This window comes from Actinacidiphila sp. bgisy160, from assembly GCF_965342435.1.
Lineage (GTDB): Bacteria > Actinomycetota > Actinomycetes > Streptomycetales > Streptomycetaceae > Actinacidiphila.
The window spans coordinates 25,938-44,885 of the sequence record NZ_CBDRCM010000024.1 but is presented as its reverse complement, the minus strand read 5'-3'; the positions used below and the strand labels follow the sequence as shown (position 1 = coordinate 44,885).

The 18,948-nt window shown below is 73.7% G+C and carries 18 protein-coding genes and 1 tRNA gene; 8 read left to right on the top strand and 11 right to left on the bottom strand.

Features of this window, described 5'->3' with window-relative positions; translation table 11 throughout:
• A complete protein-coding gene (locus tag ACRWNP_RS19975) occupies positions 1–849 on the top strand; it encodes a pirin family protein (protein WP_431963191.1) in 849 nt (282 codons plus the stop codon).
• Here ACRWNP_RS19975 and ACRWNP_RS19970 read toward each other — a convergent pair.
• The 3 genes from ACRWNP_RS19970 to fahA form a co-directional block, all read right to left on the bottom strand.
• Positions 800–2,278, bottom strand: a complete 1,479-nt coding sequence (locus tag ACRWNP_RS19970) for a pyridoxal phosphate-dependent decarboxylase family protein (RefSeq protein ID WP_431963189.1) — start codon at positions 2,276–2,278, stop codon at positions 800–802. The genes ACRWNP_RS19975 and ACRWNP_RS19970 overlap by 50 nt on opposite strands.
• Positions 2,268–3,701, bottom strand: coding sequence for an MFS transporter (locus ACRWNP_RS19965; RefSeq protein ID WP_431963187.1), 1,434 nt, complete (start codon positions 3,699–3,701; stop codon positions 2,268–2,270). Before ACRWNP_RS19965 ends, ACRWNP_RS19970 begins: the two co-directional genes overlap by 11 nt.
• Positions 3,702–3,847: 146 nt before the next feature.
• Entirely contained in the window at positions 3,848–5,101 is a 1,254-nt protein-coding gene (fahA, locus tag ACRWNP_RS19960; RefSeq protein ID WP_431963185.1) for a fumarylacetoacetase, read from the bottom strand.
• A 229-nt stretch (positions 5,102–5,330) separates the two neighbouring features.
• Here fahA and ACRWNP_RS19955 point away from each other — a divergent pair, with 229 nt between their 5' ends.
• Complete coding sequence (locus ACRWNP_RS19955) at positions 5,331–6,620, top strand: chloride channel protein (protein WP_431963183.1); 1,290 nt, start codon at positions 5,331–5,333, stop codon at positions 6,618–6,620.
• A 351-nt stretch (positions 6,621–6,971) separates the two neighbouring features.
• Here ACRWNP_RS19955 and ACRWNP_RS19950 read toward each other — a convergent pair whose 3' ends face one another.
• The 3 genes from ACRWNP_RS19950 to ACRWNP_RS19940 form a co-directional block, all read right to left on the bottom strand.
• A complete protein-coding gene (locus ACRWNP_RS19950) occupies positions 6,972–7,325 on the bottom strand; it encodes a hypothetical protein (protein ID WP_431963181.1) in 354 nt (117 codons plus the stop codon).
• Between the two features lie 156 nt (positions 7,326–7,481).
• Complete coding sequence (locus ACRWNP_RS19945) at positions 7,482–7,625, bottom strand: hypothetical protein (RefSeq protein WP_431963179.1); 144 nt, start codon at positions 7,623–7,625, stop codon at positions 7,482–7,484.
• Between the two features lie 269 nt (positions 7,626–7,894).
• Positions 7,895–7,982, bottom strand: a tRNA-Leu gene (locus tag ACRWNP_RS19940).
• A gap of 173 nt (positions 7,983–8,155) precedes the next feature.
• Between ACRWNP_RS19940 and ACRWNP_RS19935 the strand changes: the two genes are divergently transcribed.
• The 3 genes from ACRWNP_RS19935 (at position 8,156) to ACRWNP_RS19925 (ending at position 10,949) form a co-directional block, all read left to right on the top strand.
• Positions 8,156–9,484 (top strand): M20/M25/M40 family metallo-hydrolase, encoded by a 1,329-nt coding sequence (locus tag ACRWNP_RS19935; protein WP_431963177.1) that lies wholly within the window; start codon positions 8,156–8,158, stop codon positions 9,482–9,484.
• Between the two features lie 141 nt (positions 9,485–9,625).
• A complete protein-coding gene (locus ACRWNP_RS19930) occupies positions 9,626–9,859 on the top strand; it encodes a chaplin (protein ID WP_431963175.1) in 234 nt (77 codons plus the stop codon).
• A gap of 190 nt (positions 9,860–10,049) precedes the next feature.
• Complete coding sequence (locus ACRWNP_RS19925; RefSeq protein WP_431963173.1) at positions 10,050–10,949, top strand: chaplin; 900 nt, start codon at positions 10,050–10,052, stop codon at positions 10,947–10,949.
• Positions 10,950–11,018: 69 nt separating this feature from the next.
• Here the strand turns inward: ACRWNP_RS19925 and ACRWNP_RS19920 are convergent, their stop codons facing one another.
• A complete protein-coding gene (locus ACRWNP_RS19920; protein WP_319133625.1) occupies positions 11,019–11,207 on the bottom strand; it encodes a DUF5703 family protein in 189 nt (62 codons plus the stop codon).
• 47 nt (positions 11,208–11,254) lie between these two features.
• Between ACRWNP_RS19920 and ACRWNP_RS19915 the strand changes: the two genes are divergently transcribed.
• Positions 11,255–11,872 carry a hypothetical protein gene (locus ACRWNP_RS19915; RefSeq protein WP_431963171.1) on the top strand — a complete coding sequence of 206 codons (618 nt, stop codon included), beginning with the start codon at positions 11,255–11,257 and terminating at the stop codon, positions 11,870–11,872.
• Between the two features lie 59 nt (positions 11,873–11,931).
• Here ACRWNP_RS19915 and ACRWNP_RS19910 read toward each other — a convergent pair whose 3' ends face one another.
• Entirely contained in the window at positions 11,932–14,076 is a 2,145-nt protein-coding gene (locus ACRWNP_RS19910) for a helix-hairpin-helix domain-containing protein (RefSeq protein WP_431963169.1), read from the bottom strand.
• Positions 14,000–14,980: an aldo/keto reductase gene (locus ACRWNP_RS19905; protein ID WP_431963167.1), complete on the bottom strand. Its 981-nt coding sequence runs from the start codon at positions 14,978–14,980 to the stop codon at positions 14,000–14,002. Before ACRWNP_RS19905 ends, ACRWNP_RS19910 begins: the two co-directional genes overlap by 77 nt.
• Positions 14,981–15,106: 126 nt before the next feature.
• Here ACRWNP_RS19905 and ACRWNP_RS19900 point away from each other — a divergent pair, with 126 nt between their 5' ends.
• Positions 15,107–16,159 carry an LLM class F420-dependent oxidoreductase gene (locus tag ACRWNP_RS19900; protein WP_431963165.1) on the top strand — a complete coding sequence of 351 codons (1,053 nt, stop codon included), beginning with the start codon at positions 15,107–15,109 and terminating at the stop codon, positions 16,157–16,159.
• Between the two features lie 30 nt (positions 16,160–16,189).
• Here the strand turns inward: ACRWNP_RS19900 and ACRWNP_RS19895 are convergent, their stop codons facing one another.
• The gene (locus tag ACRWNP_RS19895) at positions 16,190–16,795 is read right to left on the bottom strand and encodes a hypothetical protein (protein ID WP_431963163.1); all 606 of its coding nucleotides are present in this window, start codon (positions 16,793–16,795) and stop codon (positions 16,190–16,192) included.
• Between the two features lie 273 nt (positions 16,796–17,068).
• Here ACRWNP_RS19895 and ACRWNP_RS19890 point away from each other — a divergent pair, with 273 nt between their 5' ends.
• Entirely contained in the window at positions 17,069–17,857 is a 789-nt protein-coding gene (locus ACRWNP_RS19890; RefSeq protein ID WP_431963161.1) for a ferritin-like domain-containing protein, read from the top strand.
• On the opposite strand, the gene ACRWNP_RS19885 is transcribed toward ACRWNP_RS19890, so the two are convergent.
• Positions 17,787–18,908 carry a magnesium and cobalt transport protein CorA gene (locus ACRWNP_RS19885; RefSeq protein WP_431963159.1) on the bottom strand — a complete coding sequence of 374 codons (1,122 nt, stop codon included), beginning with the start codon at positions 18,906–18,908 and terminating at the stop codon, positions 17,787–17,789. The two genes, ACRWNP_RS19890 and ACRWNP_RS19885, sit on opposite strands and share 71 nt — an antisense overlap.
• Positions 18,909–18,948 lie beyond the last annotated feature (40 nt).

The window sequence follows — 18,948 nt, the reverse complement described above, 5'->3', positions numbered from 1 at the left end:
ATGAGCAACCTCGATGTCCATCCCGTGCCCGCCACGTGCGGCGGGCGCGAGGACGTGTCCGCGCGGCCCGTCCACGACCTCCTCACCGGACGCCTCGTCCCGCTCGGCGAGAGCAGCGTCGTACGCCGTCTGCTGCCCAACCTCGGGCGCCGCATGGTCGGCGCCTGGTGCTTCGTCGACCACTACGGCCCCGACGACATCGCCGACCAGCCCGGCATGCAGGTGCCCCCGCACCCGCACATCGGGCTGCAGACCGTCAGCTGGCTCCACGAGGGCGAGGTGCTGCACCGCGACACCCTCGGCAGCCTGCAGACCGTGCGGCCGAGGGAACTGGGCCTGATGACCTCCGGCCGGGGCATCGCCCACTCGGAGGAATCCCCGCGCGAGCACGCCCGCCTCCTGCACGGCGCCCAACTGTGGGTCGCCCTCCCGGACGCGGCCCGGCACCGCGAGCCCGCCTTCGAGCACCACGCCGACCTGCCGGTGCTCCACGGCGGTGGCGGTCTCACCGCCACGGTGGTCCTCGGCGAGCTGGACGGCGCCGCCTCGCCCGGCACCGTGCACACGCCCATCGTCGGCGCCGACCTCGCCCTCGCGGGGGGCACCGACGTCACGCTGCCGTTGCAGCCGGACTTCGCGTACGCGGTGGTGGCTGGTCCGGCCGGTTCCGAGAGGCCTGCACGCCTCGGCGTCCGCGTCGCTTTCCGTGCCGCCGCCGCGGCCGGCTCGGCCTGGCCGGTCTCGCGGACCCCGCCGAGGCGTACGTGCCGCCCCCGGCCGACCCAGGCCGCGCGCGTCGTCAGACGCGGAAGACCGCGCCGACGAATTCCGTCAGCAACCGCTCCTTGAGCGGTACGGGCAGTGCGTCCAGCAGCGCCAGCACCGGGGCCATCCGGCGCGGCAGGCCGGTGTCCCCGCCCATGCCGGCGAAGGCCAGTACCGCCTCCACCTCCTCAGGACCCAGGGTGTCCGGGTCGAGCCCCGCCGCGAACTCGGCGACCACCGGGTCCACGCCCACCGGCTCCAGGGCGCGCGCCGCCCTCAGCGCCGCGTCCAGATCGGTGAGGAGCGCGTCGACCAGACCGGCCGACGCGGGGGTCAGGGTCAGGTGCAGGTTGGGCGGCAGCCCGTCGAAGGACAGCTGCGGCTGCAGGTACCAGCCGCGTTCGCGCATCTCGTCGGCGAGGTGGAGCAGCAGGCTCAGGTCCGGCGTGCCGTCGGCGCCGAGCAGGGTGAACGCGACGAGCCCGGCCTGGGGATCGCCGAGCACCCGCACCCCCTCGACGGCGCGCAGCCCCGGCAGCAGCCGGTCGGCGGCCGCGGCGGTGCGCTCGGCCAGTGCGCGGTAGCCGTCCTCCCCGATGTGCCGCTGCACGGCCCACGCCTGGGCGAGCAGCCCGGCCGACTTGGTGCCCTGCACCGTCGGGTTGACCACGGGGTACCCCGGCCAGCCCGCGTGCGCGAAGTACTGGTGGCGGCGCAGCTCGGCGTCCCGGTAGAGCACCACGGAGGCGCCCTTGTCGGCGTAGCCGTACTTGTGCAGGTCCACCGAGAGCGAGGTCACCCCGGGCACCGACAGGTCGAAGGCCGGCACGTCCCGCCCGGTGCGCCGCAGGTAGGGCAGCAGCCAGCCGCCGATGCACGCGTCGACGTGGCAGAGCACGCCGCGCCCTGCGGCCGCGGCGGCGATCTCCGTCACCGGGTCGACCACCCCATGGGCGTACGAGGGGGCCGAGGCGACGACCAGCGCCGTGCGGTCGGTGATCGCGGCCGCCACGGCCGCCGCGTCGGCCCGCAGCGTGTCCCGGTCCACCGGCACCACCACGGTATCCAGACCCAGGTAGGCGGCGGCCTTGTGGAAGGCGGCGTGCGCGGTGGAGGGCAGGACCAGCTGGGGCGCGGTCACCCCGCGCACCGCACGTGCGTGGTCGCGGGCGGTCTTGACGGCCAGCAGGATCGACTCGGTGCCGCCGCTGGTGAAGGTGCCCTGGGCGCCGGGCGCGCCGAGCAGCGCCACGGCGGCGGCGACCAGGTCGTTCTCCAGCCGTGCGACGCTGGGGAAGACCGTCATGTCCAGCCCGTTGACGGTGGCGAACGCCGCGTACGCCGATGCGGCCAGCTCGTCCACGCCGGACAGCCCGGAGTCGTAGACGTACGCGAAGGTGCGGCCGCCGCGGGTGGGGGCGTCCTGCGCGCGCAGCTCGCGCAGCCGCGCCAGCACCTCGTCGGCGGGGCGGCCCTGGGGGAGGGCGGGTGAGGGAGCGGGCTCAGTGGGCATGGTCGTCGGCGTCCTCGGGCGGGTCGGTGCGGGCGGTGGTGTGCGGGCCGGTGGTGTGCGGGCCGGGGCCGGCCGTGTCCTCCCGGTAGCGGTGGAGCAGCCACAGGCTGGTGGCGGCGAGCACCGCGGGCAGCACGCTCATGCCTGCGGTGATGCCGGTCAGCGCCGAGTCCGGCTGGTCGGCGTGGTGCGCGGCGTCCGAGGAACGGAACCCGCTCACCGCCAGCACCAGTGCGAAGGCCCCGGCGCCCAGCGCGAACGCCAGGGTTTCGGCGGCCGTCCACAGCCCGGTGAAGGTGGCAGCCCGGCGCCGCCCCGTGCGGACCGCGTCCGCGGCGAGGGTGTCGGCGAGCATGGTCAGCGGCAGCAACTGCAGTCCGGCGTAGGCGATCCCGACGGCCGAGACCGCCGGGTAGCCGAGCTCCGGCCCCGCGTAAGGGGTGAGGGCGAGCAGGGCGGCGGCGACGACGAAGAGCAGCGAGGCGCACCACTGCGCGTACTTCACTCCGCGCGCCCGGGCCAGCCGGCTCCACAGCGGCATCACCAGCACCAGCGGGCCGATCATGCAGACGAACAGCGGGGTGACGGCCTTCGCCGCGCCGAGGGTGTACGTCGCGAAGTACTGGACCCCGGCCAGCATGATCCCCACGGCGAGGGCCTGCAGCGTCCACATCCCCACCAGGAAGAGGAACGGCCGGTTGTCCCGGGCAGCCGCCAACTGCGCCCACAGCGACGGCTCCGACTCGCTGCGGGCGACCGACGGGGCGTGCCGGGTGAAATGCCAGGCGCCGAGCGTCCCCGCCAGCAGCAGCACCGCCACCAGCACCCCCATCAGCCGGTAGCTCGCGGGGGTGTCGCCCCGCTCGTGGGCGACCGCCGGGGCCAGCGCCCCCGACAGCAGGATCGCCACGCCGAGGAAGCCCACGCGCCAGCCCAGCACCCGGGCGCGCTCGTGCGGGTCCTCCGTCATCTCGGCGGGCATCGTCACGTACGGCACCTGGAAGACGGCATAGGCGGTGGCGGCCAGCAGGAAGAGCGCCGCCACGTAGCCCGCGGCGGCGGCCCCGCGCAACGGCGGCGCCGCGAAGACCAGCGCGAACAGCGGCGGCAGCGTGAGCGCCCCGGCCAGCAGGAACGGCCGCCGCGAACCGCCCTGCAGGCGGCTGCGGTCGGCGGCCGCGCCCACCAGGGGGTTGATCAGTACGTCCCACGCCTTGGGCAGGAAGACGGCCGCGCCCGCCACCGCCGCCGGGACGGCCAGCACATTGGTGAGGTAGTAGAGCAGGATCAGGCCCGGCACCGTGCCGAAGGTGCCGGTGCCCAGCGAGCCCAGGCCGTAACCGATCCGCACCCGCCGGGGCAGCGGTGGGGCGGACGCGCGGCCGGCGTCCTCGGCGGGTGCGGAGGGCAGCGTCTCGGACATGGCTCCCCTGCGGGTCCGGGTCGTTTCGGGGCGGACGGGCGTGCTCGCGTACGCGACGGCGCGGCGTGCCGTGGCCGGACGCCGCGCCGTCAGGCGTAGGAGATCACGCCGAGCCGGGACTCGGACAGACCCCTGAGCAGGTCAATTCACACGGGTACCGGTCCCGCCACCACGCGGCCCGCGACCTCGCCGAAGCCGATGCGGGTGCCGCCGGGACCGGGGGCGGTCGCCGAGATGACGAGCTCGTCACCGTCCTCCAGGAACGTCCGCTTCGTGCCGTCCGCCAGCACCAGCGGCTCCTCGCCGTTCCACGTCAGCTCGATCAGCGCGCCCCGCTGCTCGCGCCGCGGGCCGCTGACGGTACCCGAGCCGAAGAGGTCGCCCGCTCGCAACGAGGCGCCGTTCACGGTCATGTGGGTGAGCATCTGGGCGTACGTCCAGTACATGGTGGAGAACGGCGGACGGGAGACGACCTCGCCCCGCAGCCGGACCTCCACGGCGATGTCGAGCCCGCGCGGCGGCGTCCCCGCGCCCCGGTCGTCCAGGTAGGGCAGGATTCCCACGTCGTGCGGTGGCGGGTCGACGCGGGCCGCCGACAGCGCGTCGAGGGGGACGATCCACGGCGAGACGGAGGTCGCGAAGGACTTCCCGAGGAACGGCCCGAGCGGCACGGTCTCCCAGGCCTGGATGTCCCGGGCCGACCAGTCGTTGAGCAGGCAGACCCCGAAGACGTGCTCCTCGGCCGCCGCCAGCGGCACCGGCTCGCCCTGCGCCGTCGGGCCGCCGACGACGAAGCCGAGTTCGGCCTCGAAGTCCAGCCGCTCGCACGGCCCGAAGGACGGAGCGGACAGGCCGGCGCCCCTGCGCTGCCCGTGGGGACGCACCACCGGCGTCCCCGAGACGACGACCGTGCCGCTGCGGCCGTGGTAACCGATGGGCAGGTGCTTCCAGTTGGGGGGCAACGGCTCCCCGTCCGGGCGGAAGATCCGGCCGACGTTCGTGGCGTGGTGCTCGGAGGCGTAGAAGTCGACGTAGTCCGCGACGTCGAAGGCGAGATGGAGCGTGACGGAGTCGCGCGGCAGCAGATGCGGTTCGACGGCCGCCCGGTGGGCCTCGTCCGTCAGCCAGGCGCTGATCATCGACCGAACCGCCGTCCAGGACGAACGCCCGGCCGCCAGCAGCGGGTTGAGCGTGGGCGCCGTCAGCAGCCCGGCCTCCGGCCCGGCCGTTCCGGCTCCGGCGGCGCGCGCGGCGGCGCCCGCGTCGAGCACGTGGTCTCCGATCGCGACGCCGATCCGGCGTTCCCGCGGACGGTCCGCCGTGGTGAACACCCCGTACGGCAGATTGTGGACGCCGAAGGGGGAGTCGTCCGGCACGGCGACCCAGGTGGGGGCGGCCATGGCACCTCCAGATACGTCGGGGCCGCGCTTCCTCGCGCGGTCGGCTCACCCTAACGTCCAGCGTGGCCTGCGCCGCTGTGCGGCCCCGCGTCGGTAGTCTCGCCGGACATCACCCGTTCCGCCCCATTCGCGAGCGAGGAGGCCGGCGATCAGCCATTCCGGGAACCAGCCTCAGGAAGCCGACCAGCTGCGCGAACTACTGCGCCGTCCGGAGTACCGCAGGACGCTCGTGTTCTCCGCGGTGATCGGCATCCCGGTGTCCGTCCTGGCCTTCTGGTTCCTGGTCGCGCTCGACCAACTCGAGCGGCTGCTGTGGGAGGTGCTGCCCGGGCGGTTCGGCCTGCAGGCCCCTGCGTGGTGGTGGCCGCTGCCGCTGCTCACCCTCGCCGGTGCGATCGTGGGCCTGGTCGTCACCCGTATGCCGGGCCGCGGCGGCCACATCCCGGCCGGCGGCCTGCACACCGGCGGGCTCACCCCGTCCGCCCTGCCCGGCGTGGTCCTCGCCGCCCTGGCGGGCCTGCCGCTGGGCGCGGTGCTCGGCCCCGAGGCCCCGCTCATCGCCTTCGGCGGCGGACTGGCGCTGCTCTTCCGCGACATGGTCCGCTCGCCGGCGACCCCGCAGAGCAGCGCGCTGCTCGGCGCGGCCGGTTCCGCGGCGGCGATCGCCACGATCTTCGGCAACCCGGTGGTGGCCGCGGTGCTCCTGATGGAGGTGGCCGGGGTCGGCGGGCCCCAGCTGTTCGCGGTGATGCTGCCGGCCCTGCTCGCCTGCGGCGTGGGCGGCATCGTGTTCACCGGCTTCGGCCGCTGGACGGGGCTGAAGACGTCTCATCTCGACATCGGCCTGCCCCGCGCGCCCACGCTCGACGCGGGCGATGTGGTGTGGGGCGTGCTGCTCGCCCTGGTGGTCGGGACGGCCGTGCACCAGACGGTCACCGGCGGCAAGGCCACCGCGGCGTTCGTCTCCCGGCGGCCGCTGCCGCACATCGTGCTCTGCGCACTCGCCGTCGGCGCCTGCGCCGCCGTGTACGCGCTGGCCACCGGCCGGACACCGGAGGAGGTCGCCTCCTCCGGGCAGGCGGTGCTGTCGCAGATGGCCGCCGACCCGCACGCCTGGCCGGCCGGCGCCCTGGTCGCGGTGCTGCTCTGCAAGGGCGCCGGCTACGCGCTCTGCCTGGGCAGCCTGCGCGGCGGCCCGGTCTTCCCCTCGCTCTTCCTCGGCGGCGCCGCCGGTCTCCTGGCCGCCCCGCTACCGGGTTTCGGGGTCGTCCCGGCGATGGCGGCGGGCATGGCGGCGGCCACCGCCGCCGCGATGCGCCTGCCGGTGAGCAGCGTGGTCCTCGTGGTGCTCCTGCTCGGCAACATCGAGTCGGTGCCCGTCGTGGTGCTCGCGGTCGTCGTCGCCTTCGCGGTGGCCGAACTGCTACCGCAGGGGCCGGACATCCCGCCCTTGCCGCCGCTCGGCGGCGGGCAGCCTCCGGCCGGACGAGCGCCACGTCCGGCGTCGTCGCGGCCGTGACGGGCATCTCGCGGGCCGCGTGCCGCGAGGCCTGCTCGCCGGGGGATCTCCACCGGTCGTCCACGGTCATCGCCGTCACCGTCCTGCGGGTCCCTCGGATTCCCGGCATCAGCGCATACGCCGAGCGACTCAAACAGCCCGGCCCAAGGGCCCGGCGAGTCGGGTGCGGGCCGTGGATGTGCCCGTGAGGGCGGCCCCCGTGCCCCTGCCCCGACCCCCTGCCCCCGGCCCGCGACGGGGGCGCCCCGGATTCCGTCCGTACGGCTGGACGCCCTGCCGGCGGCCGGATACCGGTCCGGGCCGTGCCCGTCTCCCTGGACGCCGCCGAGTCCGGCCCCTGATGACCGCCGGTCAGGCGTTCCCGCCGACCACGGTGAAGCTCATCCACGGCTCCGCGTCGGGCATGCCCGGGTTGCTGGTCTTCGTCGCCAGGTAGTAGCTCTCCGTGCCCTCCAGGTTCTCGCAGCCGGGACCGGTGTGCAGGATCACGTCGTTGAGCGTGTTGTTCGCGATGGACCTGGCACCCGTGGGCGGCAGTTGGTGGCAGCCGTCCACCGACGGGTTGTTCAGCTGCACCACCTTGTTGTCGGGGGTGGTGTACACCACCGAGCCCACCGCTTTGGGGGTCACGCCCGAGCAGCCCGCGGCGCCGAGCAGAAGGAACAGGGCGCCGGCGCGAATGCCGTGCCGCCGGAGATCTGCCATGGTGAGCGTCCTCGTCTGTGCGGAGAGCGGTGCCAAGGCAACGCTGCCCCGGAGTGCCGGTGCTGTCATGCCGGGCGCGACCAGTCGGCCGAACGCCCGTCACCCCCTGGCGGGGACGGCGGAGCAGGTGTCGTCCGGTGTGCGTGCGCCGCTGCGTCAGGGCCGCCGCTCGGCGAGCGCGTCGAGGAGCCGGGCGGCGTTGGCGGCGGGGTCGGCCGTCGCGTCGACCCGCAGGCCCGGCTCGTCCGCCGCGAGGGGTTCGAGGACCGCGAACTGGGACTCCACCAGCGTCGCCGGCATGAAGTGGCCCCGCGGCGGGCGACGCGCCGGCGCGCCGTCGCCCGGTCCAGGATCAGGTCCAGGAGCCCGTGCCCCGCCTCGTCCCCGGCCGCTCCGCCGCCGCCCGCCCCGGGGCGCCAGGGCGGGCAAGCCGCAGCGGCCCGAGCAGCCCGGCGAACCGAAGGAGCGGCTGACGTCCCGGGCGCGGGGACGGCCCACCGGCAGCACGCCGCAAAAGCCTGTGGGCGGCACCGCCGGTCTCCCGGCCATGCCGCCCACAGGTTTTTGCGTGGTGTCCGAGGGGGGACTTGAACCCCCACGCCCGATAAAGGGCACTAGCACCTCAAGCTAGCGCGTCTGCCATTCCGCCACCCGGACAAGGTGTCGGCCGCCCGGCACTTGGCCCGGCGACGTGGAAAACAATAGCAAACATCCGGAGGTCCCCGATCACGCGCTTCCTGGGACGGGAGCGCGCCGGCCGCCCAGGGGCCCTCGCGGGCCGCGGAGGCCGCGCGGGAGGATGGCCGGGACCGACGAACGAAGGAGACACCGTGAGTGAGTCGAGCTCGGCCGCCCGTACGACCACCGGAGAGGACGAGGTCGTCGACCTCTGCCGGGACCTGATCCGGATCGACACCAGCAACTACGGCGACCACTCCGGGCCGGGTGAGCGGGCCGCCGCCGAGTACGTGGCGGAGAAGCTTGCCGAGGTCGGCCTGGAGCCGCAGATCTTCGAGTCGCACAAGGGGCGCGCCTCCACCGTCGCCCGCATCGCCGGCGCGGACCCCTCCCGTCCGGCCCTGCTGATCCACGGCCACACCGACGTCGTGCCCGCGAACGCGGACGACTGGACCCACCACCCCTTCTCCGGCGAGATCGCCGACGGGTGCGTGTGGGGCCGCGGCGCGGTCGACATGAAGGACATGGACGCGATGACCCTGGCCGTCGTACGCGACATGCTGCGCAGCGGCCGCCGGCCGCCCCGCGACATCGTGCTGGCCTTCCTCGCCGACGAGGAGGCGGGCGGCGTCTACGGGGCGCGGCATCTGGTCGACCGGCACCCCGGGCTCTTCGAGGGTGTGACCGAGGCCATCGGCGAGGTCGGCGGCTTCTCCTTCACCGTCAACGAGGACGTCCGCCTGTACCTGATCGAGACCGCCCAGAAGGGCATGCACTGGATGCGGCTCACCGTGGACGGCACCGCCGGCCACGGGTCCATGACCAACACCGACAACGCCATCACGGAGCTGTGCGAGGCGGTCGGCCGGCTCGGCCGGCACGAGTTCCCGGTGCGGGTGACCAAGTCCGTGCGCGGTTTCCTGGACGAGTTGGGCGACGCCCTCGGTACCGAGCTCGACCCGGAGGACATGGACGCGACGCTCGCCAAGCTGGGCGGCATCGCCAAGATCATCGGGGCCACGCTGCGCAACACCGCGGCCCCCACGATGCTGGGCGCCGGCTACAAGGTGAACGTCATCCCCGGACAGGCCACCGCGCACGTCGACGGCCGCTTCCTGCCCGGGCACGAGCAGGAGTTCCTGGCCGACGTGGACCGGATCCTCGGCCCCCGGGTGAAGCGCGAGGACGTGCACTCCGACAAGGCGCTGGAGACCAGCTTCGACGGCGCCCTGGTCGAGGCCATGCAGGCGGCGCTGAAGGCCGAGGACCCGATCGCCCGCGCGGTCCCGTACTGCCTGTCCGGCGGGACCGACGCCAAGTCCTTCGACGACCTGGGGATCCGCTGCTTCGGATTCGCGCCGCTGCAGCTGCCGCCGGAGCTCGATTTCGCCGGAATGTTCCACGGCGTTGACGAGCGGGTGCCGGTCGACGGACTGAAGTTCGGCGTGCGCGTTCTCGACCGTTTCCTCGCGAACTGCTGAAACGACGCTCGCATTATCGACATTTCTTGCCGCTTAGCCGAAAAGAGTGAATGAATCCTGGCGGCAGTAGCGCGCCTCCTCCCTGGTCGTTGGTTCGTGTGCGGTCCGAGGTTGGGGCCGTTTTGCCAACAAGGAGGAAAAATGATCAAGAAGGTCGTCGCTGCTGCCGCTGTCACCGGAGGGCTCGTGGCTGCGGGTGCCGGCGTGGCCGTCGCCGACTCCGGCGCTCAGGCCGCCGCCGTCGGTTCCCCGGGGGTCCTCTCCGGCAATGTGATCCAGGTGCCCGTCAACATCCCGGTCAACCTGTGCGGCAACACGGTCAACATCGTGGGGCTGCTGAACCCGGCCCTGGGCAACGCCTGCTTCAACAACTGACGTCGCGGCGGGCCGCACTGCTGCAGGCCTGATCCCGGCGGCCCCGGATACGCCATCTCCGCGTTCCGGGGCCGCCGCACCGGCTAGGGGTGGGACACCGGTCATCCGGCCCCGGGGGGTCATTCATTCCCCCGGCGGGCGACAGTCCGCCGGTTTCCGTATCGGAAAAAGCAAGAGGCAGGGACATTCAATGCGACAAGTCGCGAAAAAGGGGCTGCTCACGGCAGTCGCGACAGGCGGCGTGCTCGCCGTCACCGGCGGTATGGCCTACGCGGACTCCCACGCGTCCGGGGTCGCCGCCGGCTCTCCGGGCGTACTGTCCGGCAACACCATCCAGGCGCCGGTGAACATTCCGATCAACGCCTGTGGCAACACCGTCAACGTCATCGGGCTCCTCAACTCGGCGGCGGGCAACACCTGCGTCAACGGCTCCATCGACCGCGGCGAGGGCCAGGGCTACGGCCAGGGCAAGGGCTACGGGAAGAAGGAGAGCGGCGGCTACGGCGGCGGCAAGGGCTATGGCCAGGGTGGCGGCAAGGGCGGCTACGGCGGCAAGGGCTACGGCCAGGGCGGCAGCAAGAGCTACGGCGGCGGCAAGAGCCACGGCGGCTACGGTGACGACGGCTACGGCCACGGTCACGGTGGCGGCGCCACGGCGCGTGCAGCGGCGGTCGGTTCCCCGGGTGTCCTGTCCGGGAACGTGATCCAGGCGCCGGTCAACATCCCGGTCAACGTCTGCGGCAACACGATCGACATCGTCGGGATCCTGAACCCGGCGGTGGGCAACACCTGCGCCAACACCGGTGGCTACCACCACCACAAGGGTGGCAAGGGTCACCCGCACAAGCCCGAGAACCACGGCAACCGCCACAAGCCGGGCAAGGAGAACAACAAGAACAACAACAAGAACAACAACAAGGGTGGTGGCGGTGGCGGCGGCCGTGGCAACCAGCCGCAGTCGATGGGCCACGGCGGTCCGTCCCTGGCCCGCACCGGTGCCGGCGACATCGCCACGGGCCTGCTGACCAGCGCCGGTCTCCTGCTGGGCGGCGCGGTGCTCTTCCGCCGCGCCCGCGCGGTCAGGAACTGAGCCTCACGGTCTCACCCCTTCGAGCGGGGCCCCGCGGTTCGCGGGGCCCCGTTCCGCATGCCGGCGACCTCACCAGGTGGCGCGTATCTGCCGGATGATACGGCGGCGCAGCCGCACCCTGCGGCTGCCGTCCGGGTAGAGGCGGAGCCGGTCGAGCTCCCAGTGACCGTACTCGGCGTGATCGGTCAGCAGGCGATGAGCCTCCTTGCGGGAGACTCCCCGCGGCACGTACACATCTCTGAATTCGTATTCGGGCATCGCATCTATTGTGCGGGGAACGCCTCGGTACGGATAGCGTCTTCTGCATGTCTGATGCCGCGCAGCCCACCGTTGCCGAGGTACGAGCCGCCGTCGAGGCGGTGAAGGCCGCACTGGACCGCCACCTGGACGCGGTCGAGAACCGCACCGGGGAGGACGATCCCGCGGTCCACCGGGCCTTCGAGGCCCTCGCCTCGGCCGCCGAGGCCTACGACGAGCTGCTCTACGACACCTACGACGAGGTCACCCCCTTCGAGGTGCCGATCGGGGACACCCTCCCCGACTACTCCGGCCCCGGGGAACCCGGCGCGATCAGTGTCCTGATCCGCCGGGACTACACCGTGGCCGACCCCCAGCGGCTGACCCGGCAGGCGGAACGCGTCTCCGAATCCGCCGCCGACGAGAGCGGCGGCGGCATCGGCGCGGCGGTGGGCGCCCTCTTCGGGGAGTTCGAGCCCGACGAGATCGCCGAGCGCCACAAGGAGTTCGGTCTGGAGGAGGGCGACTCCACGCTCTGGGTCACCGCGGCGCAGCCCGCAGAGCCGGGCGAGTGGCTCGCCGCGCCCTTCGACCAGGCGGACCCGCGGCTTCTGCTCTGCCGCTTCGACGTCAGCGCGGTCTATGACGACGAGGCCGACGCGGACCGGCTCGACCGGATGGCCTGATCCGGCGGGGCGCGGATCCTGCGCGAGCCCGGGGAGCCGCCCCGGGCCCGCGCCGTGGATCACTGTGCCGCGGCGGCGGCCGCCTGCTCGCGCAGGATGTCGCGCAGGCGCGTGGTCCGCTCCCGGGCGGGGACCTCGGCCACGGCGTGGGCGAGCGCCTGCTCGACGCCCTGCACCACGGACAGATGGCGTTCCCCGCGGCTGAAGGCGGTGTAGACCCAGGCCCGGGTCAGGGTCTTCGCGGTGTCTCCCGGCAGGACCACGACGACGGCCGGCCAGCGGCGGCCCGCCGCCTGGTTCGCCGTGACCGCCCAGCCGTGCCGGACCTCCGTGGGCACCGCGTCGGGCGCGACCACCAAGGGCCTGCCTCCGCAGTCCAGCCGCAGCCCTTCCGCGTCGGCGGAGACCACGGTGCCCGGCACGGCCGTCCCGGTGGCCGGGGCGTGGACGATCCGGTCACCCGGGTCGAAGCCGCCGAAGCGGCCGGGACCGGGGTTGAGACGCTCCTTGAGTGCGGCGTTGAGCACCCGGGTGCCGGCGGCGCCACCGTGGCCCGCGGTGATCACTTGGGTGTGCTCCGGGGGCACGCCGATGACCCGGGGAACGGAGTCCACGACGAGCTGGACCGTGCGGTGCACGGCCTCGGCGGCGTCCCGCACGGGGACGATCACGACTTCCTTCCCGGGGGCGTCGACGGTGGCCAGCTCGCCGAAGCCGATCCCGGAGACCAGCTCGCCGACCGGACCCGGGTCGGGCGTGCGCGAGGCGACCTGGGGGCACACCTTCGCCGCCAGCAGGTCGGCCAGGACTCGGCCGGGCCCCGCGGACCACAGCACCGCCGGATCCCCGGAGAGCACCAGGCGCGCCCCGTCGGGCACGGACTCGACCAGGGTCGCGGCCGTCTCCACGTCGAGCTGGGGTGCGTCCAGCACCGCCAGCAGGTCCAGCGCCAGCGCGCCGTCCTCGTCCCGGCCGGGACCCTCGTGGCCCGCGAGCAGCCCGGCGAGGGTGGCGGTCGCCTCCGCGTCCACGTGCTCGGCCAGCCGCCGCCTGCCGTCCTCGGTGGCCGCGACGGCCCAGGCCCGCAGCCCCAGCGACCTGGCGGCCGCCACCAGGGCCGCCGGTTCCGCCCGGGCCGCCTCCGCTCCGGTGTGGGCGACCAGCCCGCTCCCGGCGACCGCCCGGACCAGCGCCGCGGCGGACGGGGACGGGGCCGCGCCGACCGCGCCCTCCCAGTCCTGCGACTCGTCCGCCTCGAAGGTGTTGAGGAGCCTGCTCAGGCCGTCCGCGAGGCTCTCCTCGGCGAGCGCGTAGCGGTCCAGGCCGAGGAGCAGCCGCACCGGCGCCTCCTCGTCCTCCTCGCCGGTCGCCGGACGCGCACCGGCGCTCTCGTCCGGGACGTGGAAGACCAGCACCAGGCCGTCCGCGACGGCCGCCTTCAGGGTCTCCTCGGCGTCGGTGACCCCGTTCCGCCCGAGGGCCGCGCCGAGCGTGCCCCACTCGAGCGCGGTGTGGCCCAGCTCCGCCGCCCGCTCCAGCAGCCAGACGACCAGCGCGCGCACCCGCCGCTCGTCGTCGGGGCCGGCCTCGCCGCCGAGCAGCGTCTTGGCGAAGCCGTCGGCCTGGCCCACGCGGACCCCGGAGAGCGCCAGCACCTGCCACGGGTCCTCGCGCAGCGCCTCGCCGGCACGCTCGCCCAGCGCCAGCACGGCGGCCTCGGCCAGGCTCTCCGGAGCCCCGCCCGCCGCGAGCACCGTCCGCGCGGCCGCCACCGCGTCCCCGCTGAGCTGCGCGGGCAGCACGGGCCGCGCCCCAGGGGCCGGCGCCTGCGCCGGGGCGGGGGAGGGGGCTGCCGCGGGCCGTGAGGCCGCGGGACGTGTGGGAGCGGTCCTCGCGGGCGCCGCGGGGCGCTCGCCGCGCTCGATCGCCCGGACCGCGGCGGCCAGGTCCGTGAGTTCGGCGGGGAGCTGCGAGCCGACGCCCTCGGTCGACGGCCGGGGCCGCCGGGGAGCCGCGGTCTCCTCGCCGGCAGCCTCACCCGGCTCGGCGCGGTCCTCGCTGTCGCGGTCGTCGCGGTCCTCGGTCACGGTGGCCTCCGTTGTACGGCGGACTACGGTCGGGGCCCGATCACAGCGTGCTCCAGTCGTGGTCCGGATAGCGGTGCACCGGCGCAGAGACGTCGTCCAGCGCCTGGCAGATCTCATCGGGAAGACTAAGGGTCTCCACCGACAACGCCGCGGCGAGCTGCCGGGCGTTGCGCGCCCCGACGATCGGCGCGGTCACGCCGGGGCGGTCCCGCACCCAGGCGAGGGCCACCTGCAGCGGGCTGGCGGCCAGTCCGTCGGCCGCTATGGCCAGCGCGTCCACGATGAGCCGGGCCGTGTCGTCGAGGTAGGGCGCGACGAAGGGCGCCATCTCCTCGGAGCCGCCGCGGGAGTCCTGCGGGGTCCCGTGCCGGTACTTGCCGGTCAGCACCCCGCGTCCCAGCGGCGAGGAGGGCAGCAGCCCCACCCCCAGGTCCAGTGCGGCGGGCAGCACCTCGCGCTCGATGCCGCGCTGCAGCAGCGAGTACTCCATCTGCGTGCTGGCCAGCGGTGTGCGCGCCGGCACGGCCTGCTGCCAGGTGGCCGCCTTGGCCAGTTGCCAGCCGCAGAAGTTGGACACGCCGACGTAGCGGGCCCGGCCGGAGCTCACGGCGAGGTCGAGGGCCTGCAGCGTCTCGTCCAGCGGGGTGCTCGCGTCGTACGCGTGCACCTGCCACAGGTCGACGTAGTCCGTGCCGAGCCGCTGCAAGGAGGCGTCCAGGGCGGCGAGCAGATGGCCGCGCGAGGCGTCGAAGCGGCGGTAGAGGTCGGGCACGCTGCCGGCCTTGGTGGCGATCACCAGGTCCGAGCGTGGCACCAGGTCCTCGACCAGCCGGCCGAGGAGGTACTCGGCGCCGCCGTCCCCGTACACGTCGGCGGTGTCCACGAGCGTGCCCCCGGCCTCCCAGAAGGCCTTGAGCTGGTCGGCGGCGTCCAGTTCGCCGGTGTCGCGCCCCCAGGTCAGCGTGCCGAGCCCGAGCCTGGACACGCGCAGTCCCGTACGGCCGAGGTGCCTTTGCTCCATGAGGGGTGAGATTACTGGTCGTCCGGGACCTTTGGGCAGGAGTGACGTACCCGACAGGCGCCGGCGCGCGCCCGGAGCGATAAGGTCCGGGGAACAAGGACGTTACTCATCGGTAAGGGGATCGCCATGCGGCTCGGGATCAACCTCGGCTACTGGGGCGCCGGGATGGACGCCGACAACCTCGCCGTGGCGCAGGAGGCGGACCGCCTCGGCTACTCCGTGTGCTGGGCGGCCGAGGCCTACGGCTCGGACGCGCCCACTGTGCTGTCCTGGGTCGCCGCGCAGACCGAGCGCATCGACGTCGGTTCGGCCATCTTCCAGATCCCGGCCCGTACGCCCGCGATGACGGCGATGACCGCCGCCACCCTGGACTCCCTGTCCGGCGGCCGCTTCCGGCTGGGCCTGGGCGTCTCCGGCCCGCAGGTCTCCGAGGGCTGGTACGGCGTCACGTTCGACAAGCCGCTGGCGCGCACCCGCGAGTACGTCGAGATCGTCCGCAAGGCGATGTCCCGGGAGCGGCTGAGCCACGAGGGCGAGCACTGGACGCTGCCGCTGCCCGGCGGCCCCGGCAAGGCGCTGAAGCTGACCGTGCACCCGGTGCGCGAGCACATCCCGCTGTACATCGCCGCCATCGGCCCGAAGAACCTGGAGCAGGCCGGCGAGATCGCCGACGGCGCGCTGCTCATCTTCCCCTCGGCCGCCCACCTGGAGGACACCGCGATCCGCCACCTCCGGGCGGGCCGGGAGAAGGCCGGGAAGACCATGGAGGGCTTCGACGTCTGCCCGACCGTGCCGCTGGCCGTCGGCGAGGACGTGGACGCGCTGGCCGACCTCTTCCGCCCCTACACCGCCCTGTACGTGGGCGGCATGGGCAGCCGCAAGCAGAACTTCTACAACCGGCTCGCGCAGCGCATGGGGTACGAGAAGGAGGCCGCCGAGATCCAGGACAAGTACCTGTCCGGCGACAAGGCCGGCGCCGCCGCCGCGGTCCCGCGCGAACTCATCGACTCCACCACCCTGCTGGGCTCCGTGGAGCGGATCGCCGACCGGATGCGGGCCTACGCGGCCGCCGGTGTCACCACGCTGACCCTGGCCCCGGCCGGGTTCACCCTGGACGAGCGGGTCGCGGCGCTGCGCGCGGGCGTCGAGGCGCTGGAGCGCGCCGGAGTCGCCGGGTAGGGGCGGCGGACCCCCGGCGCCGGTCCCGGCTCAGCCCGGGACCAGGCGCCCCATCATCCGCCCGAAGGCGATCAGGCGCGCTATCTGGCCGGCCCCGCCGTCGTCGAGGGACTTGCTGAACCGGAAGGACTCCGGCCGGAAGCGGGCGGCGGCGACCCCGCCGTCGGCGTCCCCGCGCACCGCGCTCAGTTCGTGCGGCATGGCGGTGGCCAGCACCACGTACACCCCGCGGTCGATCCGACGGCCCTGCTCGTCGCGGCCCACCAGGGTGCGCATGCCGACGTGGCCGATCGCCTCCAGGGGCAGCACCTGCACGGAGGAGTCCAGTACCCGCCCGCCCGGCGCGTCCTCGTCGGCGACCTCCTCGCTGTGCCACAGGATGAGCCGCCGGCCGTCGCAGACCGCGGCCTCCTGCCACACCGAGGTGCCGGCCTCCGTCAGGTCGACGACGCGTTCCAGGGTGAAACCGCGGACCCGCCGCCGGCCCAGGACGCCGTCGATCGCGTCGAGGGCCACGTCGGCGTGGAGGAAGTAGGCGCGTGCCGCGTCGTCAAGGCGTGCGTAAGGGGCCCAGTCCGAGCCCGCCGGGCCTCCGGGGCGTGCCGTCGTCCGGCTGCGCGTCGCCTTGCTGAACATGTCTTGGTCGTGACCCCTCCGAGGGGCTATGAAATCACGGGCACTCGGCCGGCGGCGGGGCCCCTCGGTTTCCGCGGCCGTGGTGGGGGCTCGGGGGTCTTCCCCGCCACGGCCGTCACCAAACACAACGCCCGAAAGCGCCAGGGGTTACGTGCCCGGGGCGGGTCGGCCCTCATCCGTTCGGCCGAGTTGACGCCCGGGCCTGTTGCCTCATGCTTTGCGGGCGACTTGACTCGTCTTTTGCGTATGCCCGATTCGCGCAGGAGGTACGTCATGCTCTCCGCCCGGAGTCTGTTCCAGGAGATCGTCGACAACGACGACTCCTTCCGGCTGTTCTGCTCGATCGCCGCCAGCGGTGAGTCGCAGGGCGGCTGGGAGAACGGCAGGATCGCCGCCCTGGTTCCCGAGTCCCAGCGTGAACTGGCCCCCAAGATCGCCCGGCACGGCGCCGACGAGGACAAGCACGGCCGGATCTTCAACGCCCTGATGCGCAAGCGCGGCCTCGAACCCGTCCCCGTCCCCCCGGACACCGACTACACCATGCTCCTCGAGCACAGCGGCATCGGCCTCGCCCACGACAAACTGCGCCGCGACGAGGCCCTGACCGTGCAGGACATCGTCACCTACCTCGCCCACAGCCGGGTCACGGAACAGCGCGCCTCCGAACAGATGGCCCTGCTCACCAAGTACTTCGCGGACCACCCCGACATCGGCAGGGCGGTCCGCATGATCTCCGCCGACGAGGACAACCACCTCGCCTACTGCCACGAGGAGCTGCTGCGCTTCGCCGAGGCCGGCCACGGCGCGGTCATCGAGCGCGTCCTGAGTGAGTGCGCCCACGCCGAGATCCGCATCCACCGCGACGTCAGCCTCGCCGTCATGGACCACATGGGCCGGATCCTCGGCTGGTCCCGGGCGAAGGCCGCGGTGCTGCGGGCCGGGATCCACGGGGCGTACGCGTACGAACGCCTGGGCGGCTGGCGGCGGATGGTCAGGCTCGCCATGCCCCAGCGCCGCGACGCCCTCGGCGGCCCCGAGCCCGCGGCCGAACCGGCCCTCTGAGCCGCCCCCCGGCCGCTCGCCCCCGTCGGGCGCGGGGCCGGGAGACCGCTCCGAGCCAGCCGTGCCTTTTGAACATCCGGTACAGCAGGATCTCCGACACGGCGATCACCGACAGGACCGCCGGATAGCCCCACACCTGGTGGAGCTCCGGCATGTACAGGAAGTTCATGCCGTAGATGCCCGCGATCATGGTGGGCACCGCCGCCATGGCCGCCCACGCCGAGATCTTGCGCATGTCGTCGTTCTGCCGCACCCCCACCTGGGTCAGATGGGAGCTCAGGACGTCGCTGAGCAGCCGGTCGAGGCTGTCCACCTGCTCGTTGGCCCGGGTCAGGTGGTCGGCCACGTCGCGGAAGAAGGGCTGGGTGCCGGCCGCCACATGCGGCAGCGTGCCCGCCGAGAGCCTGATCATGGGCTGCATCAGGGGCGCGGTCGCCCGCCGGAACTCTAGCAGCTGGCGCTTGAAGCCGTAGATCCGGCTCGCCGTGCTCTCGGCGCCCCGGCGCGCGACGGACCTGCGGCTCTCCGGGGCGAAGACCTCCGTCTCCAGGTCCTCCAGACCGGCCTGGAGATCGGCCGCGACGACCATGTAGTCGTCCACCACGGTGTCGCTGATGGCGTACATCACCGCGGTCGGCCCGTGCTTGAGGACCTCGTGCTCCGCCTCCAGGCGGTGCCGGATCTCACCCGGTGCGATCGCCTCGCCGTGGCGCACGGTGACGACGAAGCCCTCCCCGACGAAGATCATCAGCTCGCCCGCGGTGACCGTGTCCCGCTCGTCGTCGTACGAGACCGGCTTGAGCACCAGGAACAGCGAGCCCTCGTACACCTCCAGTTTGGGCCGCTGGTGGGCGCAGAGCGCGTCCTCCACGGCCAGCGGGTGCAGCGCGAACTCGCGGCTGACGAGGTCGAACTCCTTCTGCGTCGGCTCGTACAGGCCGATCCACACGAACGCCCCGTCCGTCGACCGCGCCGCCTGCAGCGCGTCGGACAGGTCGTCGGGGGCGGCGGTGCGCTCCCCGTCGCGGTAAATGGCACAGTCGACGATCACACCAGTCTTCTTCCGCGCTACGTCGGCGCCACACCGGACA

What these genes read in the sequence shown, in the direction of transcription:
- ACRWNP_RS19890 (WP_431963161.1), top strand. Translation starts at nt 17,069, where the DNA reads ATGCTCTCCGCCCGGAGTCTGTTCCAGGAGATCGTCGACAACGACGAC.
- ACRWNP_RS19930 (WP_431963175.1), top strand. Translation starts at nt 9,626, where the DNA reads ATGATCAAGAAGGTCGTCGCTGCTGCCGCTGTCACCGGAGGGCTCGTG.
- ACRWNP_RS19950 (WP_431963181.1), bottom strand. Translation starts at nt 7,325, where the DNA reads ATGGCAGATCTCCGGCGGCACGGCATTCGCGCCGGCGCCCTGTTCCTT.
- ACRWNP_RS19965 (WP_431963187.1), bottom strand. Translation starts at nt 3,701, where the DNA reads ATGTCCGAGACGCTGCCCTCCGCACCCGCCGAGGACGCCGGCCGCGCG.
- ACRWNP_RS19925 (WP_431963173.1), top strand. Translation starts at nt 10,050, where the DNA reads ATGCGACAAGTCGCGAAAAAGGGGCTGCTCACGGCAGTCGCGACAGGC.
- ACRWNP_RS19905 (WP_431963167.1), bottom strand. Translation starts at nt 14,980, where the DNA reads ATGGAGCAAAGGCACCTCGGCCGTACGGGACTGCGCGTGTCCAGGCTC.
- ACRWNP_RS19970 (WP_431963189.1), bottom strand. Translation starts at nt 2,278, where the DNA reads ATGCCCACTGAGCCCGCTCCCTCACCCGCCCTCCCCCAGGGCCGCCCC.
- ACRWNP_RS19910 (WP_431963169.1), bottom strand. Translation starts at nt 14,076, where the DNA reads ATGAGATCTGCCAGGCGCTGGACGACGTCTCTGCGCCGGTGCACCGCT.
- ACRWNP_RS19920 (WP_319133625.1), bottom strand. Translation starts at nt 11,207, where the DNA reads ATGCCCGAATACGAATTCAGAGATGTGTACGTGCCGCGGGGAGTCTCC.
- fahA (WP_431963185.1), bottom strand. Translation starts at nt 5,101, where the DNA reads ATGGCCGCCCCCACCTGGGTCGCCGTGCCGGACGACTCCCCCTTCGGC.
- ACRWNP_RS19900 (WP_431963165.1), top strand. Translation starts at nt 15,107, where the DNA reads ATGCGGCTCGGGATCAACCTCGGCTACTGGGGCGCCGGGATGGACGCC.
- ACRWNP_RS19945 (WP_431963179.1), bottom strand. Translation starts at nt 7,625, where the DNA reads ATGCCGGCGACGCTGGTGGAGTCCCAGTTCGCGGTCCTCGAACCCCTC.
- ACRWNP_RS19975 (WP_431963191.1), top strand. Translation starts at nt 1, where the DNA reads ATGAGCAACCTCGATGTCCATCCCGTGCCCGCCACGTGCGGCGGGCGC.
- ACRWNP_RS19915 (WP_431963171.1), top strand. Translation starts at nt 11,255, where the DNA reads ATGTCTGATGCCGCGCAGCCCACCGTTGCCGAGGTACGAGCCGCCGTC.
- ACRWNP_RS19895 (WP_431963163.1), bottom strand. Translation starts at nt 16,795, where the DNA reads ATGTTCAGCAAGGCGACGCGCAGCCGGACGACGGCACGCCCCGGAGGC.